The sequence below is a fragment of the Alteraurantiacibacter lauratis genome (assembly GCF_037154155.1).
Lineage (GTDB): Bacteria > Pseudomonadota > Alphaproteobacteria > Sphingomonadales > Sphingomonadaceae > Alteraurantiacibacter > Alteraurantiacibacter lauratis.
Genome location: NZ_JBANRN010000005.1, coordinates 172,687 through 188,358, shown reverse-complemented (window position 1 = coordinate 188,358; position 15,672 = coordinate 172,687). Strand labels below are relative to the sequence as shown.

Genomic DNA, 15,672 nt, shown 5'->3' with positions numbered 1-15,672 from the left:
CTTCACCTGCTCTTGTTCCCACGCAAGGCCTGAGGCTGCCATCCCCCCTGGCGGGGATGGCAGCCCTTGCCGCGTTCATTGTCCTGCTGCCGCTGGCTGGCGTGGTGCTGGCCGCATTGGGCGGCAGCGGCACGGCGGATATCGCCGCGCGCGATCTGGCGCGCTACGCGCTGACATCGGCATGGCTGGCATTGCTGGTGGGATGCGCCACGGCCGTCATCGGCACACTGGCCGCGTGGCTGGTGGCGATGCACCGCTTTCCGGGCCGGAGCTTCTTCGCCTGGGCGCTGGCTTTGCCGCTCGCCGTGCCCGCCTTTGCGATGGCCTATTCCTATGCCGACCTGCTCGACGTGGCCGGCCCTTTGCGCATCTTCATGCGGGCGGAACTGGGCTTTGACATGCCCTTCAGCACGATCCGCAGTGTTGGCGGGGCGGCGTTCATCCTGACGCTGGCGTTCTATCCCTATGTCTTTCTGGCGATGCGCGCGGCGTTTCTGAACCAATCCGCCGCCGCGCTGGAAGCCGCCGCGATGCTGGGGTGCAATGGTTGGCAGGCGCTGCGGCGCGTGGCGCTGCCGATGGCGCGGCCGGCTTTGGCGGCAGGGGTGGCGCTGGCGATGATGGAGGTGCTGGCCGATTTCGGCGCGGTGCGCTTCCTGTCCGTGCAGACACTGACCACGGGGATTGTCCGTGCATGGACCGTTTACGGATCGACTGTCAGCGCGGCGCGCTTTGCCCTGCCGCTGCTGGCGGCGGCGGCGCTGCTGCTGTGGCTGGAGCGTTCGGCGCGCAAGGGACGCAGCCATGATGGCGCTCGCGCGCGCTGGCGCGAGATCGAACCCCAAGCACTCACCGGCTGGCGGGGTTGGAGCGCCAGCCTGTTCTGCGCCGTTCTGCTCACCGCCGGCCTCTTGCTGCCGGTGGGCTGGCTGGCGTCGAACATGCTGGGCCTGTCGCCCGATTGGGCGCGGCTGCTGCAGGCGCTGCGCCACAGCCTGTTGCTGGCAGGCAGCGGCGCGGCGCTGACGGTGCTGCTGGCGACATTGCTGGCGCTGGGCACGCGCCGCTTGCCAGTGGCCGCCCGGCTGGCGAGCCTTGGCTATGCCACGCCCGGCGCGGTGATGGCCATCGGCCTGCTGGCGCCGGCGGGCCTTGTCTGGTCGATGGTGCAGGGATCGGGCGTTGCGATTGCCATTGCCCTGCTGCTGCTCGCCTATGCCGCGCGGCTGATGGCCGCCGCGCTGGAGCCGATCGATGCGGGGCTGGCGCGCGTCTCGCCGTCGATGATGCAGGCCGCGCGCACGCTGGGCCGGACCGAGATGCAGGCAGCGGTGGCGGTGGACTTGCCGATCGTGCGCGGCACGCTGCTTACCGCCGGGCTGATCGTCTTTGTCGACATCCTGAAGGAACTGCCCGCCACGTTGATCCTGCGGCCGTTCAATTTCGATACGCTGGCGGTGCTGGCGCACCAATATGCCAGCGACGAGCGCCTGCCGCAGGCGGGGCCGCCCTCGCTGATGATCCTTGCCGTTTCACTGCCCACGGTCATCTGGCTGACGCGGCGAATTGCGCAGGCGCGCCCTGGCCACTAGAGCGCGCGGACATGGACGATCAACCTATCCTGTCTCTGCGCGGCGTTACGCGTCGTTATGGCCCGCGCGCGGTTGTGCAACAGGCCAGCCTTGATCTGGCAGAGGGCCGGATCGCCTGCCTGCTTGGCCCGTCGGGCTGCGGCAAGAGCACGATCCTGCGACTGATTGCCGGGCTGGAGCCGGTGGACGAAGGCGAGATCCGTGTCCATGGCGAGACGGTGGCAGAACCCGGCGCCAGCGTCCCGCCCGAACAGCGCGGCATCGGTCTGGTGTTTCAGGACAATGCGCTGTTCCCGCATCTGTCGGTGCGTGACAATGTGGCCTTCGGTATCCGCAACCAGCCCGCAGCGGTGCGGCGGCAGATGGTCGAGGCATTGCTGGCCCGTTTTCAGGTGGGGCATCTGGCGGGCAAGTTTCCGCACACGCTTTCGGGCGGAGAGCAACAGCGCGTGGCTATTGCGCGGGCGCTGGCGCGCGAGCCTTTCCTGCTGCTGCTGGACGAGCCATTCTCCAGCCTTGACGGGCATCTGCGCACGCAGGTGCGCCAGTCGCTGGTCGCTGATCTGCGCAGCGTGGGCACAAGCGTGCTGATCGTTACGCATGATCCGGACGAAGCAATGCTGATTGCGGACCAGCTGATCCTGATGGCCGAGGGCCGGATTCTGCAAAGCGGGCTGCCGGGCGATTGCTATGACAACCCCGTATCGCTGGTTGCTGCCCGGCTGCTGGGCGATGCCATGGGCATTGATGTGGCGGTGGCTGACGGCGCGGCGCAAACGCCGTTCGGCACGGTGCCGGCGCCCGGTCTGCCCGATGGCGTGGCGCAATTGGTGCTGCGGCCAGACGATCTGCTGGCGGTCGTCAACTCGATCCATCCCGGCCTTGATGGACAGGTTACCGCGTTGCGGCGGGTGGGCGCAGCGCGGACGGCCATCGTCGCGTGCGATCTGGGAGAAATTGCGGTTCCCTTGCCCGGCGCGCCGCTTCCGCAAGGGCAGGCGGTGCGCCTGCATCTGCGATCAGGGGCAGGGCGGATCGTTCCGCTGCCGTAACGAACGGCAAGGCCCCTCCCGCAGATGTGCGGCAAGGGGCCCCGGAAGTTTAAGTGTTCTGCGATCAGAAGCTGAATGTGACGCCCGCGCTGATCACCCACGGGTCGAGCTTGTGACGGCTTTGCAGCGCCACCGCATTGCCCGCGCGGAACGTGGCGGTGGTGTCCACGAAATAGCGCTTGGCATCGACGCTCAGGCCAAGGCCGCCATCGTTCAGCGGCACATCGAAGCCGGCCTGCAGCGCAAAGCCCAGATCATCGGACAGGTTCACATCGGTTGCTCCCAAGGTGGCGGCGGTGGCGCCCACGCCTTCGGAGAAGATGAAGAAGTGCGTCGGGCCTGCGCCGACATAGGGCTTGAACCCGCCGCCCAGATCCATGTGCAGCTTGGCGGTGACGGTTGCAGGCAGGATGATCGCATTCTCGATCAGCTGCGCGCCGTTCAGGCCGCCGGTGCCGCGCACATCGTGCGGGGTGATGCAGCAGATCGTTTCGATCGAGAAATTGGGCGACGGGAAATATTCCACCGCCACGGTGGGCACCACGCTGTCGGTCGCGCGGGTCTGTGACAGCGCGGGCAGGCCGATATTGTCGGTAATCACGCGGGTGATCTTGCCATCGGGCAGCACGGCGGTGCCCATGGCCTTGATCTGGATGGTGCCTGCATCCTGCGCCTGTGCCGGAGCAGAAAGCGCCAGCGAAGCGAGGGCGAGCGGAAGGGCAGCGCCGCCAAGGGCGCGGAAACGAAATGCAGTCATCTGGGGGAACTCCTTGGACTTGACCTCCCGCCATGCCCAGCTTTTCCGGAGGGAAGAGGAAGGCATGGCGGGCGGCGTAGTGGCCGACTGACCGGATCCTGGGGAGGGGGTGGTGGGGGGAGGGGCCCAGTCAGCCGCGCCGAGGCTGTCTGTGGGGGTGATTACCCCGAATAGGGCAGCGAGGAATGGTGCAGCACGATGCGCAGTTTGCCCTCGCCATCGCGGACATAGCCCCACGTCTTGTCCACCACGGTTTCATTGCCCTGTGCGTCGAAGATGTGCACATTGCCCATCGAAATCGCGGTATTGCCCGTGATCACAATGCTGGCATTGTTGATGCGGAAATTGCGCCAGCCCTTCAGCGCGAAGCCCGTGTCAGGATAGGCCGGATTGCCGCCGACGAAATAGGCCAGCGCCCCATCGCGGGTGGTGCGGAAGGTCTGCGGCGCGACGGTCAGCGTCGGCTTGAACAGCACCGGACCCATATTGTAGGCATAGGCGCTGTCGAGCACCTGCTCGGCAAGGCGGGTGGCGGCGGCATGGCCGTTGGTGTCATATTCGGTGGCGATGGCGACCAGCGCCTGACCCCAGGCCTGCTGCGCGGCTTCCACTTCGGCCACGGTGATCGGCGCGTAGGCAGCGGTGTGGTGCGCGCTCTGGGCAAAGGCGGGGGCGCCAACGGTCAGGCTGCCGCCCATCAGGGCAACGGCGGCAAGGGCGGAACGGAAACGGCGAGACGACATTGCAATCCCTTTCGTGATCGAAACTCACATCCCCCGGCATATGGCTGGGGAACGGCAGGGTGTGTTCTGCCCTGCCTGTGTCGTTAAACTATGGTCGCCGCTTGCCGCTTCCCATCCGCCGCGTGGCGCGCTGACGGGCCTAGGCTGGATGGCCTATGCGCTTTGCGCCGGACGGGTTAGATTGCGTGCATGGCCCCTCCCGCCAAACCTCTTGCCGCCCGACAGGCCCTTGCTTCCGCTGCCGCATCCTCCGGCGCTGGAGCGGTGCCCGCCTTGCTGCCCGGCCAGATCGAGACCGTGGCCGAATTGCGCGACCTCTACCGCGCGGCAGAGGCGCGGGCGGCACGGCTGCGCCTGTTGTCCGAAACGGGGCGCGAACTGGCCCAAATCGGCGCGGATAGCGGCGTCGATGCCAGGGAGGAGGCGTTTCAGGCTGCGCTGGACACGAGCGCGCGGCGACTGGCGCACTTTCTGGGCTGGGGGAGCGGGAAGATCATTCTGAGGCCGGAAGGGGAGATCGGCGATTCCCGCATTCCTATCCCCGCGCCGGGGGCAGACGGAGCGCCGATCGCCTGGCTCGTCATTCCCGGCTTCACCTCGCCCGACACGATCCGCGACGCCGAAGACCGGGAAGCGGTGCAGATGCTGCTGCAGATGTTCGGCGCTGCGATTGACCGCAGCCGCCGCGAGGCGGAGCGGTCGCAATTGCTGGAGCAGTTGCAGGAACGCGAAAGGCGCCTGGAATATCTGGTGGGCCGCCTCTTCTTTGCGCAGGAGGAGGAGCGCCGCCGTGTTTCGCGCGAATTGCATGACGGGGTGGCGCAGAAGGCGACCGCGCTGTTCCGGATGCTGGAGGGCGATGCGGCGGTGCCCGGCAGGCTGGCCGGGATTGCCCGCGAACTGGTGAGCGAGCTGCGCGAGGTCATCGGCGGTCTGCGCCCGACCATCCTTGACGATCTGGGCCTCCCCGCCGCTCTGCGCGCATTGGCCGAAGGGCTGAAAAGCGAAGGCTTCGCCGTGGAGCAGGACATAGCAGAGGGCGCGCCGCGTTGGCCCCCCAATCTGGAAACCGCCTTTTTCCGCGTGGCGCAGGAAGCCATGTCGAACATCCGCAAGCATGCCGGCGGCCCGTGCCGGGTCAAAATCGCGCTGATGGCAGGGGAACAGAATGCCGAATGGCGATTGCTGGTGCGCGATCACGGCACCGGCGGACAGGGCGGTGAAGTCGGCACCTCCGGGCTCAACCCGGCCGACTTCGCTGCCACGCTTTCGGCAAGTCCGGGCGAGCATATCGGCATCGAGGTAATGCGCGAGCGGATGGCAGCCATCGGGGGCAGTCTGTCCTGGCGCTTTGTTCCCGGCGGCGGGGTGGAGGTGCTGGCGACGCTCGCCCGTCACCGGCTGTCCATTCTTCCCGAAGCGCACATGCCTCAGAAAAACGCATCAGGAGGAACCGCATGATGACCGTATCCGCGTTGAAAGAGGGCGGGGCTGCCACTCTGCCGCGCATCCTCATCGTGGACGATCACCCGCTGGCGCGCGAGGGCCTTCGCGCGGTGTTGAGCGCGGGCGGGTTTGACGTCGTCGCTGATGTGGGAACGGGCGAGGAAGCGGTGGAACTGGCCGAACGGCTGGTGCCCGATGTGGTGCTGATGGATGTGCGGCTGGGTGCTGGGATCGACGGGCTGGAAGCCACGCGGCGCATCACCGCGCTGGGCCTGCCGGTGCGTGTGCTGATGCTGACACTGCACGACATGCCCGGTTATGTGCGCGAGGCGCTGGTGGCCGGGGCATCGGGCTATGTGCTGAAGGATACCGGCATTGCCGAATTGCGCACCGCGGTGCAGCAGGTGCTGGCGGGGCAAGGAGCCATCCCGCTCGACCTCATCGCTTCGGCCATGGATGGCGGCGCCGAGGAGGGGGCCGATACCGCCCGGAACCGCCGGCAAGCAGAGGCGCTGGGCAGCCTTACCCAGCGCGAACGCGAGGTGCTTGATCTTGTGGCGCTGGGGCAGACGAACAAGGAAATCGCCCGCAGCCTGGCGATCAGCCCCGCTACGGTCAAGGCCCATGTCGAGAGGATTATTTCCAAGCTGGGGGTGAGCGACCGGACACAGGCCGCCGTTGTCGCCACCCGCAGCGGATATGCGGAGTGACCCGTTTGTCCGCCAGTCCTGCACGGATCATGCGTTTGTGGGCGAACCAGCCGCTGGCCTGGAAAGGGCTGGTGGTGGTGGCGCTTCCGCTGGCGGTGCTGATCGGCGCGCTGGGATCGCTCTATATCTCCAGCAGGGTGGAGGCGCAGGCCGAAAGCGATGTCCGCCGCGCCTTCGCCATCCAGCGCGACACTTACCGCGTCCACGCCTTGCTGGCCGAAGCGGCGGCAGGCGTGCGCGGCTATTTGCTGACGCGTGAGGAACGCTTTCTGGAGCCATACCGTAAGGCGGAGGCGGATCTGCCCGCCACCATGGCGCGGCTTGATGCCGACATTCGCGATGCCGAGGTGCGTGCGCGGTTCGAGCGGGTGCAGGCGCGCACCGCGCAAAAGCGCGAGGGGTTGGCGACGCTGGTGGCGCTGGCCGACAGCCCCGGCAATGCGGCAGAGCGCGACGCGCGGATCGCGGCGGCGCTGGCGGCGAACAAGGTGGTGCTCGATTCCATGCGCGCGGAAATCGACAATATCCAGCGGCGCGAGGCGGTGCTGCTCGACCAGCGGCGGGCACGGGTGGAAAGCGTGCAGCGCAACTTTCTCATCCTCACCGTGATCAGCGCTCTGGTGGGGCTGCTGGGCAGTCTTGCCGCAGTCTATCTGTTTTCTACCGGCATCGTCCGGCGCGTCCGCTTGCTGGAAGGCAATGCCGAACGGCTGGCGCGCGGCGAGGAGCTGGGGCCGTTTCCCGAAGATGCGGACGAGATCGGCCGGCTGGCGCGCCGACTCTCTCTCGCCAGCCAGTTGCTGCGCGCGCGCGAACGCGATCTGCGCGAGAGCGAGGAACGGTTTCGCCTGGTGGTCGAAGGGGTGCAGGATTACGGCATCTTCGCGCTCGATCCCGATGGGGTGGTGGCCAGCTGGAATCTGGGTGCGCAGCGAATCAAGGGTTGGCAGGCACAGGAAATCCTCGGCCACCATTTCAGCCGCTTCTATCCACCCGAAACGCGCGACTACCTGCCTGCGAGGATGCTCGACATGGCGCGGCAGGGCGGAACGGCAGAGGACGAAGGCTGGCGGCTGCGCAAGGATGGCAGCCGCTTCTGGGCGAATGTGGTGATCACCGCATTGTATGACGAAGGGGGGCAGTTGCGCGGTTTTGCCAAGGTAACGCGCGACATTACCGAACGCCGCCGGACAGAGGAGGCGCTGCGGCAGGCGCGCGAGGAAGCGATTGCGGCCAATCTGGCAAAAAGCGAATTCCTGTCGCGCACCAGCCACGAATTGCGCACGCCGCTGAGCGCGATTCTGGGCTTTGGGCAATTGCTGGAACTGGACGAAGAGGAGTTTGATAGCCGCCACCGCGCCGCGATCGGGCAGATCACCAAGGCAGGCCGGCATCTGCTGTCGCTTATCAACGACTTGCTCGACATTTCCAGTATCGAGGCGGGCGGATCGGAGCTGGAGCTGGAGCGCGTGGACATGGGCGAAATGCTGGCCGAAATGCACGCGCTGGCCTTGCCCATCGTGGCCGAAGCGGGGCTCGATTTCCGGCTGGAGCCCGATCCCGGCCCGCTCGCCGCCACCGCCGACCGGCGTCGTTTGACACAGGTGATTCTCAATCTGGTTTCCAACGCTGCGAAATATAACCGCGATGGCACATTTGTCCGGCTCGGCTGCCATGTCCAGGATGACCAGGCGGTGGTGGAGGTGGAGGATGACGGCCCCGGCATCGCCGCTGCCGATGTCCCCCGCTTGTTCACCCCGTTCGACCGGCTGGGACAGCAAAGCCGGATGCGTGTGGATGGATCGGGGCTGGGGCTTGCCCTGTCGCGCCGGCTGGTGGAGGCGATGGGCGGGCAGATCGCCTATGCGCCGGGTCGCAAGGGCGCCTTGTTCCGCTTCACCTTGCCGCTCGCCGCGCGTTCGGCAGGCGAGGCAGCGGACAGGCGGCCGCGCAGGAGGACACAGAAGGCCGCAACTGCAAAGGGCAACAATCCGGCGGAGACTGACGCGAAATGATGGCGCAACCCGTTCAGCGCGCGGAACTGCTCGCGCGGCGTATTCTGGCGATCGACGACGAAGAGGCCAATGTCCTCCTGCTCGCCAGCCTGCTTGAACGCGAGGGATATGGCGATGTGCACTATCTGACCGATCCGGTGCGGGCGGTGGAAACCTTCCTGACGTTGCAGCCGGATATTGTGCTGCTCGACCTCATGATGCCGGGGGTGGATGGGTTCCAGCTGCTGGAAGCCTTTGCCCGCCATGCGCGCGAGGACGAGTTCCGCCCGATCCTGGTGCTGACCGCCGACACTACCTTGCAGGCCCGTCGCCGCGCGTTGGCGCTGGGGGCAAAGGATTTCGTGGTCAAGCCGTTCGACATTATCGAGATAAGCCTGCGCATCGCCAATCTGCTGGAAACGCGCATCCTTTACGAGCGGCTGCGCCAGAACGCTCTCCAGCAACCGCCTGCCAATCAGGTCTGAGGCGGCGTCAGATCGGCCAAGCGCCCGCAGGCAGGAAGCGTCCGTTCGCCTGAGCTCAGCCAGCTTTCCAGCGCGTCCAGATCAAGCCCGGCATCAGCCACGGTGCGGTGGCGGCTGAGGCTGGCGAAGCCATCTCCGCCGCTGGCAAGAAAATTGTTCACCACTACGCGGTAGCGCGCCTGCAGATCGAGCGGACGCCCGTCCACTTCCACGCCAGTCACACGCTGCCCCGCCGGATGGCTGCGGTCAAACCGGATGCGCAGATTGGCCGACGGCGCGAGCAGGCCGAAACAGGGCCGCGCCACGCCTTCGCCGCAAAACTGTTCTTCCAGCATATGCAGAACGTCCGCGCCCGTCATCTCCAGCACCTGCAGCGTGTTGCCGAAGGGCTGCATGGCGAAAATCTGGCCATAGGTGATCGCGGGATCGTAACCGGCGGGAAAGCGGGTGCGCACCCCGCTGATATTCATGAAAGCCATGTCCGCGTGCCCGCCGGTTGCCTGCCGGGCGGCGTGCAGCTGGGCATCGGCGACCAGATTGGCTTCCGCCGGGTCAATGCAGGCTTCGCCGTCGCTACCGGTGGCCGAGGGCGCCAGCGTGCCCACCACACGCGCCGCCACCGGCGCGGCCGCGGCGGCATAGCGTGCCACCAGCGCACCGATTGCCGCATCCTCGCCCGCCGCGCCGTTCACCGGCACATTGCGCGCGGCGGCAATGCGGACTGCGCGCGTTTCGGGATCAAAGGCGAGGCGGATATCGGTGACAAAGCTGCCGTAGCGGCCTGCACTCGTCAGCAGGCGCGGCGGGGCGTTCTCGCGGGGCAGCTGGCAGATATAGGATTGGTGCGTGTGGCCCGATACGACAAGCCCGATTTCGGGAATCAGCCGTTCGATGATCGGCACGACCGGACCGGAAAGGTTGGGGCAGGCGGAGATGTTCTGCGTGGGATCCACGCGGCCGCCTTCATGGATCAGCAGCACAACCGTATCGGCACCCTGATCAAGCAGCTGCCGCGCCAATCGGTTGGCTGTCTCTGCCTCGTCCAGAAAGGTGTAGCCGGCCGTTTGCGAAGGGGCGACAAGCGTGGCCGTGGCGCGCAAGGTCAGGCCGACAAAGCCGATCCGCGCAGGGCCGACATCGCGGATCAACCCACCGGGGAACAGCGTCTGCCCGGTATCGTCCACCGTATTCCCCGCCAGATAGGTGAAAGCTGCGCCGCCATAATGTTCCAGCGCGCACGGGGTGCGCAGCGTGTTTGTCTCGCACCCGCCGTTCTGGATCCGGCGCAATTCGGGGATGCCGCGGTCGAATTCGTGATTGCCCACCGCAGCCACGTCCAGCTGCATCAGATTGAGCGAGGCGATGGCAGGTTCATCCAGGAAATTGGCCGACACAAAGGGCGTTCCGCCGATCAGGTCGCCGGCTGCCACCGAAACGCTGTGCGCTTGCCCTGCGCGCAGCGCCGCCATTGTAGCCCCAAGCCGTGCCGCGCCGCCCAGCACCTCGCGCACCATTGCGCCATCGGCATTGTAGGCGGTGGTGCCGCTGGGCACTTCCAGATTGCCGTGAAAGTCGTTGATCGCCAGCACCTGCAATTCCACCGGCAAGGCCGATGGGGCAACCATTTGCAAAGCGGGCGTGCCCGCGCAGGCAACCAGCGCCAGCGCCGATGCGGCTGACAGAACGAATGCGGCAGAACGGCTCATCATCGCAAATCTCGCATAATTGCGACCAAAGGAAAGGGCCGCAGCGCCCGTGCGGAACTGCGGCCCTTTTTCATTGCAAACTTTCAGTCCTTAGAAGCTGTAGCTTACCCCAACCTTGACCCGCCAGACCGAGGAGGAGAGGTTGATCTGGTTGTCGGCTTCGAAATCGGGGTTGAAGGCGGTGAAGATATAGCGGCCCTGCGCGTCCACCCCGCTCACCGTCGCCACGTCCTGACGCCCGGCAAAGTCGCGGCGGCGCTGGATGTTCGCATCCTTGTCAAGGAAGTTCAGGAAGTTGTCGAACATGGCGAACAGCCGCAGGCGATCCTGCGCGATATTGGTAAGCGAGCCGAGGAAGGGCACTTCCTGCGACACCGACAGATCCATGTCGTAATACCAGTCGTTCGAGCAGGTGTTGCGAGGGATGCTGGTTCCGATGTGCTTGCGCGCGCACTTCAGTCCGTTGGCAAAATCGACCAGGCTTTGCACTGCCGCCGCGTCCGACGTGGGCGAAATGTTCGGATCGTTCACGCCGGTGGGCAGATAGGCGAGCGCGTTCTCAGCGCCCGACACGCTGTCGTTGAACACGCCGCTGCCGGTGAAAGTCAGGCTGTAGGGCCTGCCGGAACGCGCGATGAAGCTGATCCCCAGGCGCGTCGCGTAATCGGCGAAAAATTCCTCGCGGAAATTCAGCTGCGTGGTGATGTTGTGTTTGCTGGAATAGAAGCCACGCGAGGCGGCCGGATCCTGCCGGTCGAACGCTGCCGTCAGGTCGTAGTTAGACCCGGCGGTGGAATTGTACATGTTGCGGCGGTCGCGCGCATGGGTGAAGGCATAGCCGGCGCTGAAATAGGTCGAGCCGTTTTGAGTGAACAGGCCGCCGTCGAAGCTCTTCGAAAGAATGCCGCTGACGATGTAGCTGTTGAAGCTGCCAGCATTGGTCAGCTGCAGTTCGTCATCGCGTGAGGTGGCAAAACAGGCCGCCGTTACGCCGGAGAAGACCGGCGCCGGAGTCTGATCGACCAGCACTGCATCGCAATTTGCCACCGTGGGATCAATCGCGGCGTAGATCGGGCGACCGTCGATCGTGAAGCCGTTCAACCCCCGACGGATGTCGGGGATCTGCGACAGGTCAACCACGGTGAGCGGATTGCGATGGTGGCTGTAGATCGCGTCGAGATTGAGGTTCCAGTTGCTCAGGAAGCCGGTGGGGGCAAGGTCGAAGGGTGAGGAGAAGCCGAAATTGGCGCGCACCACTGTGGGTTGGGTGATGTCCGGGCTGATCGACTGGGTATCGCCGAGGCCGGCCGCCGCGCGGGCGCTGCCGGCAGCGCGGAAGCAATCGGGAACACCGGTAAACTGGCCGTTCACCACCACGTCGATTGGCCCGGCAGGGCAGGGCGCGTCGCCCAGCGTGCCGGTGGCAAAGCCGCGGCCGTCATTCTGGAAGGCGTTGCCGAACCACACCAAGGGGTCGCCGCCGGAGAAGATGCCGACACCCGTGCGTACTTGCGGCGCGGAGAAGGGCCCGAATTCGGGGGCATCCCAGGTCAGAGCGACACGCGGCAACCAGACCGGATCGAGATCGTCAAAGCCGACCGCGTTGCTGAAACCGTAGCGGTTGCGGAAATTGGGGTTATCCTTGGGTGCGCCGCCCGAAAACCATTCCACACGCACACCGGCGACTGCGCTCAGCGAACTGGTGATATCCCATTCGTCCTGGACGAAGGCGGCGTGGATCGTGCGCGAGAAGGCCGCGGCGGCATCGGTCACCACGCCGGAGGCCGAGAAATTGCCGTCCGCGCCCACCGACTGGCCGGCAACGAGCTGCGTGGCGCTGGGGTTGGTGGTGGTGCCGTTCGACAGGATCCCTTCGCGCAGATTGGCAAGGCTGCTGAAATACAACGTGCCGGTTGCGTTCTGGACGAACAGGTTGAACAGATTGGCGTGGTTCACTTCCAGGCCGAACTTCAGGCTGTGGTTTTCCAGTTCGTAACGGCCGATGAAACGGAACGCGTCAACATCGGTCTTGAGGTCGTTCGCGGCGCGCGAGAAACCCGGCCCGGCCAGCAGCTGGCCGTTGCGTCCGCCATTGGTGACGCCCACCACGATGCGCGGAATGGGATTGGCGCTCTGCGCTTCGCCGCCGCCAACGGGATCCTGAAGATCCTGCACTTCCGAGCGCGAATAGCGGATTTCAGTCGAGAAGTTGTCGCTCCATTGGGAATAGAGGCGGCCCGAATAGTAATTCGATTCCGTACCGCTGAAGTAGAAGGTATTGAGTCCCGCCAGGCGCGCATTGGTGGCCGAGGTGCTGATGTCATCGGCGCGCACCGTTGCTTCCTCTAACCGCTGATAAGTCAGTTCGAGGCGGTGATCTTCGTCGATCTGCCAATCGAGGCGGCCGAAATAGCGATCGTTCTTGAAGTCACGGCTGGTAACCAGGCCGCCGGTTTCGATGCCGTAAACGGTCTTCAGGATGTCGGTGAATTCGTTGAAATTGGCGAGCGTGATGGAGGCCACCTCGTTGGGGTAGCCTGCGCCTGCAGGGCCATCGTCCTGCGATTGGCCGGCCTCCTGGTGTTCGTAGGCACCGAAAAAGAACAGGCGATCGGGAATGATCGGCCCGCCAAGGTAAGCACCCCAGCGCTTGTCTGCCTTGATCGGCGCTACCGCGCGATCGGCCACCTGATTGCCGCGCAGGCCGTTGTCCGAATATTCGAAGAAACCGCCGCCGAAGAAATCGTTCTGGCCCGATTGCGTCACCACATTGATCGCGCAGCCGGTGAAATTGCCGTATTCCACATCGAAGGGCGCGAATTGCACCTGGGTTTCGCGGATTGCGTCAAACGGAAGCGGGGTGGAGCTGCGCGAGGAGAAGCCGGTGTCGTTCAGGCCGTAAATATCGCCCTGGCTGATGCCGTCTACGGTGAAGGCGTTGCCGCGGTCGTTACCGCCAAGGCACGAAATGCGGTCCACGCCCGAACCGCCATCGTCACGGTCAAGGCTGACGCGCGGATCGAAGCGGATGATGTCGCGAATGTCGCGGTTGAAGCTGGGCGCGGCGGTGAGCAGCTCGCCCGAAAAGCTGGTGCCAGGACCAACCGCCAGTTCGACCAGCCGCACCCGCGCGGCCGACACCACGATCATGCCGCCGCCGCTGGACAAGGTGAAGCCGAGGCTGGTGTTGCCCTGCAGCGATGTGGTGACGCCTTCCAGCGTCTGCCCTTCGAAACCGTTGGCATTGGCGGTAATGGTGTACGGTCCGCCCACGGTAAGGTTGCCGATCGAGAACGCGCCGTTGCTGCCGGTCGTCAGCGTGCGCGTAGCGCCGGTGCGTGTATCGGTGATGGTTACCTGCGCGCCCGCAATTGGGGCGCCGCTCTCGTCGCTCACCGTGCCCTGAAATCCCGAAGTGATCTGCTGGGCGGCAACCGGGGTGGACGAGGCCATCGCGGTCGCAAGGCTGGCAAGGCTGGCGGCAAGGAAATAGCGGATTTGCATGTGGGATTGGCTCCGGTCGTTTCACGCAAGGGTGTTCGAGATGCCGGCCGGTTAGGCAGGGCTTGTGACGAAACCAAGTCGCTTTGCATCACACGGCGGACGCATTTCAGCAGTTGATGCACTTTGTTTCCTGTGAAACAAAAATGTCACATTGCGATTGTTTTCCACCTGTTGCCGCAATGCAACACGGGACAGGGTCGTTTTTTTGCAAATGCGAAGGAAAGCGTGCGGCCTTGCTTGGCCGCGGTTGGTCCAGGGAACATTCCGACGAATCAGCGATCGGCGATTGCCGATCCCGGCTCTGCGCGCGGACTGCCCGGCAGTAACGGGCCGCCTATACGGGCAGCAACAGGCCTGCCAGCGCAGCGCTCATCAGATTGGCCAGTGTGCCCGCCGCCAGCGCCTTCAGCCCCAGCCGGGCAATCACCGGGCGTTGGTTCGGGGCAAGCCCGCCGGTTACCGCCATCTGGATGGCGATCGAGCTGAAATTGGCAAAGCCGCACAAGCTGAAGATCACGATCGCGCGGCTGCGTTCGCTGAGCGCGTCGGCGGCCAGCGCCTGCAAATCGATGAAGGCGACGAATTCGTTCAGCACCACCTTGGTGCCGAACAGGCCGCCTGCCAGCTGCGCCTCTTCCCAGGGAATGCCCAGCAGCAGCATCATCGGCGCGAGGATATACCCAAGCAAGCCCTGGAACGTGACATCGGCATAACCAACCAATCCGCCCGCCCATCCCAGCAGGCCGTTGGCAAGCGCCACCAGCGCCACAAAGGCCAGCACCATTGCGCCCACCGCGGCAGCCAGTTTCAGCCCGGTCTGCGCGCCTTGCGCGGCGGCTTCGATGATGTTGGCAGGGCGCGCTTCGCCTGCGAGACCCTCGGCCGCGATCACTTCGTGCGGACGTTCCGCGCCTTCGACCAGCGCGGCCGGCCCCTCTGCGCTGATGCGCACATCGGGCAGTTCCACTTTGTCCGCGTCACGGTGCGCGGGCCGGTGCTCGTCGGGCATGATGATCTTGGCCATCAGAATGCCGCCGGGCGCAGACATGAAAGTGGCCGCCAACAGATAGGGCAGGTATTCCGCCCCCAAAAGGCCAGCATAGGCGGCCAGGATCGTGCCGGCCACACCTGCCATGCCCACGCTCATCAGTGTGAACAGGCCCGACGGGGCCATGCGTGCGAGATAGGGGCGCACCACCAAGGGGCTTTCCGACTGGCCGACAAAGATATTGGCCGCCGCGCCCAGCGCCTCGACCCGGTCAATGCCGGTCACCCAGCCGATCGCCCCGCCCAGCCAGCGCACCAGCCGCTGCATGATGCCGATATGGTAAAGGATCGAGACCAGCGCGGCGAAGAAGATGATCACCGGAAGCGCGCCCAGCGCGAAGGTGTTGGCGAGTGGATTGGCATCGGGCGATCCGAGCAGGAAGGCCGTGCCGGCATTGGCATAGGACAAGAGCGCCGCCACCCCGTCCGCCAGCGCCTGGATAAAGGCCCGCCCGCCAGATGTGCGCATGATGAGCAGGGCGAGCCCTGCCTGCAACCCAAAGGCGGCGGCCACCACCCGCAACCGGATACGCCGCCGCGCGCTGGACAGCAGAACGGCAATGGCAAGGATGGCAACGATACCGATCAGGCTAATGGCTTGTGGATGCATGAGAGCTCCGCAAAGGGACAGGTGAC

Annotated in this window: 11 protein-coding genes; 6 read left to right on the top strand and 5 right to left on the bottom strand. The window is 65.4% G+C overall.

Going from position 1 to position 15,672, the window contains the following annotated elements; translation table 11 throughout:
* Positions 1 to 56 precede the first annotated feature (56 nt).
* Positions 57 to 1,592 carry an ABC transporter permease gene (locus tag WFP39_RS07200; RefSeq protein ID WP_336918619.1) on the top strand — a complete coding sequence of 512 codons (1,536 nt, stop codon included), beginning with the start codon at positions 57 to 59 and terminating at the stop codon, positions 1,590 to 1,592.
* Positions 1,593 to 1,603: 11 nt separating this feature from the next.
* Entirely contained in the window at positions 1,604 to 2,644 is a 1,041-nt protein-coding gene (locus WFP39_RS07195; protein ID WP_336918618.1) for an ABC transporter ATP-binding protein, read from the top strand.
* Between the two features lie 64 nt (positions 2,645 to 2,708).
* Here the strand turns inward: WFP39_RS07195 and WFP39_RS07190 are convergent, their stop codons facing one another.
* Both WFP39_RS07190 and WFP39_RS07185 read right to left on the bottom strand, forming a co-directional pair.
* Entirely contained in the window at positions 2,709 to 3,401 is a 693-nt protein-coding gene (locus tag WFP39_RS07190; protein WP_336918616.1) for an OmpW/AlkL family protein, read from the bottom strand.
* Positions 3,402 to 3,562: 161 nt separating this feature from the next.
* Entirely contained in the window at positions 3,563 to 4,144 is a 582-nt protein-coding gene (locus WFP39_RS07185) for a hypothetical protein (protein ID WP_336918615.1), read from the bottom strand.
* Positions 4,145 to 4,408: 264 nt separating this feature from the next.
* Here WFP39_RS07185 and WFP39_RS07180 point away from each other — a divergent pair, with 264 nt between their 5' ends.
* Genes WFP39_RS07180 through WFP39_RS07165 form a run of 4 tightly spaced genes read left to right on the top strand, consistent with a single transcriptional unit; the run spans position 4,409 to position 8,779 of the window.
* The gene (locus WFP39_RS07180; protein WP_336918614.1) at positions 4,409 to 5,605 is read left to right on the top strand and encodes a sensor histidine kinase; all 1,197 of its coding nucleotides are present in this window, start codon (positions 4,409 to 4,411) and stop codon (positions 5,603 to 5,605) included.
* A complete protein-coding gene (locus WFP39_RS07175) occupies positions 5,602 to 6,300 on the top strand; it encodes a response regulator transcription factor (protein WP_336918612.1) in 699 nt (232 codons plus the stop codon). The genes WFP39_RS07180 and WFP39_RS07175 overlap by 4 nt, the downstream gene beginning before the upstream one ends.
* On the top strand, positions 6,297 to 8,315 hold the full coding sequence (locus WFP39_RS07170; RefSeq protein ID WP_336918611.1) for an ATP-binding protein: 2,019 nt from the start codon (positions 6,297 to 6,299) through the stop codon (positions 8,313 to 8,315). Before WFP39_RS07175 ends, WFP39_RS07170 begins: the two co-directional genes overlap by 4 nt.
* Positions 8,312 to 8,779, top strand: coding sequence for a response regulator (locus WFP39_RS07165; protein WP_336918609.1), 468 nt, complete (start codon positions 8,312 to 8,314; stop codon positions 8,777 to 8,779). Before WFP39_RS07170 ends, WFP39_RS07165 begins: the two co-directional genes overlap by 4 nt.
* Here the strand turns inward: WFP39_RS07165 and WFP39_RS07160 are convergent.
* From WFP39_RS07160 to WFP39_RS07150, 3 genes are all read right to left on the bottom strand, one after another.
* On the bottom strand, positions 8,770 to 10,485 hold the full coding sequence (locus tag WFP39_RS07160) for a bifunctional metallophosphatase/5'-nucleotidase (RefSeq protein ID WP_336918608.1): 1,716 nt from the start codon (positions 10,483 to 10,485) through the stop codon (positions 8,770 to 8,772). The genes WFP39_RS07165 and WFP39_RS07160 overlap by 10 nt on opposite strands.
* 90 nt (positions 10,486 to 10,575) lie before the next feature.
* Positions 10,576 to 13,989, bottom strand: a complete 3,414-nt coding sequence (locus tag WFP39_RS07155) for a TonB-dependent receptor (RefSeq protein WP_336918606.1) — start codon at positions 13,987 to 13,989, stop codon at positions 10,576 to 10,578.
* 334 nt (positions 13,990 to 14,323) lie between these two features.
* Positions 14,324 to 15,646 carry a NupC/NupG family nucleoside CNT transporter gene (locus tag WFP39_RS07150; protein WP_336918604.1) on the bottom strand — a complete coding sequence of 441 codons (1,323 nt, stop codon included), beginning with the start codon at positions 15,644 to 15,646 and terminating at the stop codon, positions 14,324 to 14,326.
* Positions 15,647 to 15,672 lie beyond the last annotated feature (26 nt).

Coding starts and splice junctions, on each gene's coding strand:
- WFP39_RS07200 (WP_336918619.1), top strand. CDS start 57: ATGGCAGCCCTTGCCGCGTTCATTGTCCTGCTGCCGCTGGCTGGCGTG.
- WFP39_RS07195 (WP_336918618.1), top strand. CDS start 1,604: ATGGACGATCAACCTATCCTGTCTCTGCGCGGCGTTACGCGTCGTTAT.
- WFP39_RS07190 (WP_336918616.1), bottom strand. CDS start 3,401: ATGACTGCATTTCGTTTCCGCGCCCTTGGCGGCGCTGCCCTTCCGCTC.
- WFP39_RS07185 (WP_336918615.1), bottom strand. CDS start 4,144: ATGTCGTCTCGCCGTTTCCGTTCCGCCCTTGCCGCCGTTGCCCTGATG.
- WFP39_RS07175 (WP_336918612.1), top strand. CDS start 5,602: ATGATGACCGTATCCGCGTTGAAAGAGGGCGGGGCTGCCACTCTGCCG.
- WFP39_RS07165 (WP_336918609.1), top strand. CDS start 8,312: ATGATGGCGCAACCCGTTCAGCGCGCGGAACTGCTCGCGCGGCGTATT.
- WFP39_RS07160 (WP_336918608.1), bottom strand. CDS start 10,485: ATGAGCCGTTCTGCCGCATTCGTTCTGTCAGCCGCATCGGCGCTGGCG.
- WFP39_RS07155 (WP_336918606.1), bottom strand. CDS start 13,989: ATGCAAATCCGCTATTTCCTTGCCGCCAGCCTTGCCAGCCTTGCGACC.
- WFP39_RS07150 (WP_336918604.1), bottom strand. CDS start 15,646: ATGCATCCACAAGCCATTAGCCTGATCGGTATCGTTGCCATCCTTGCC.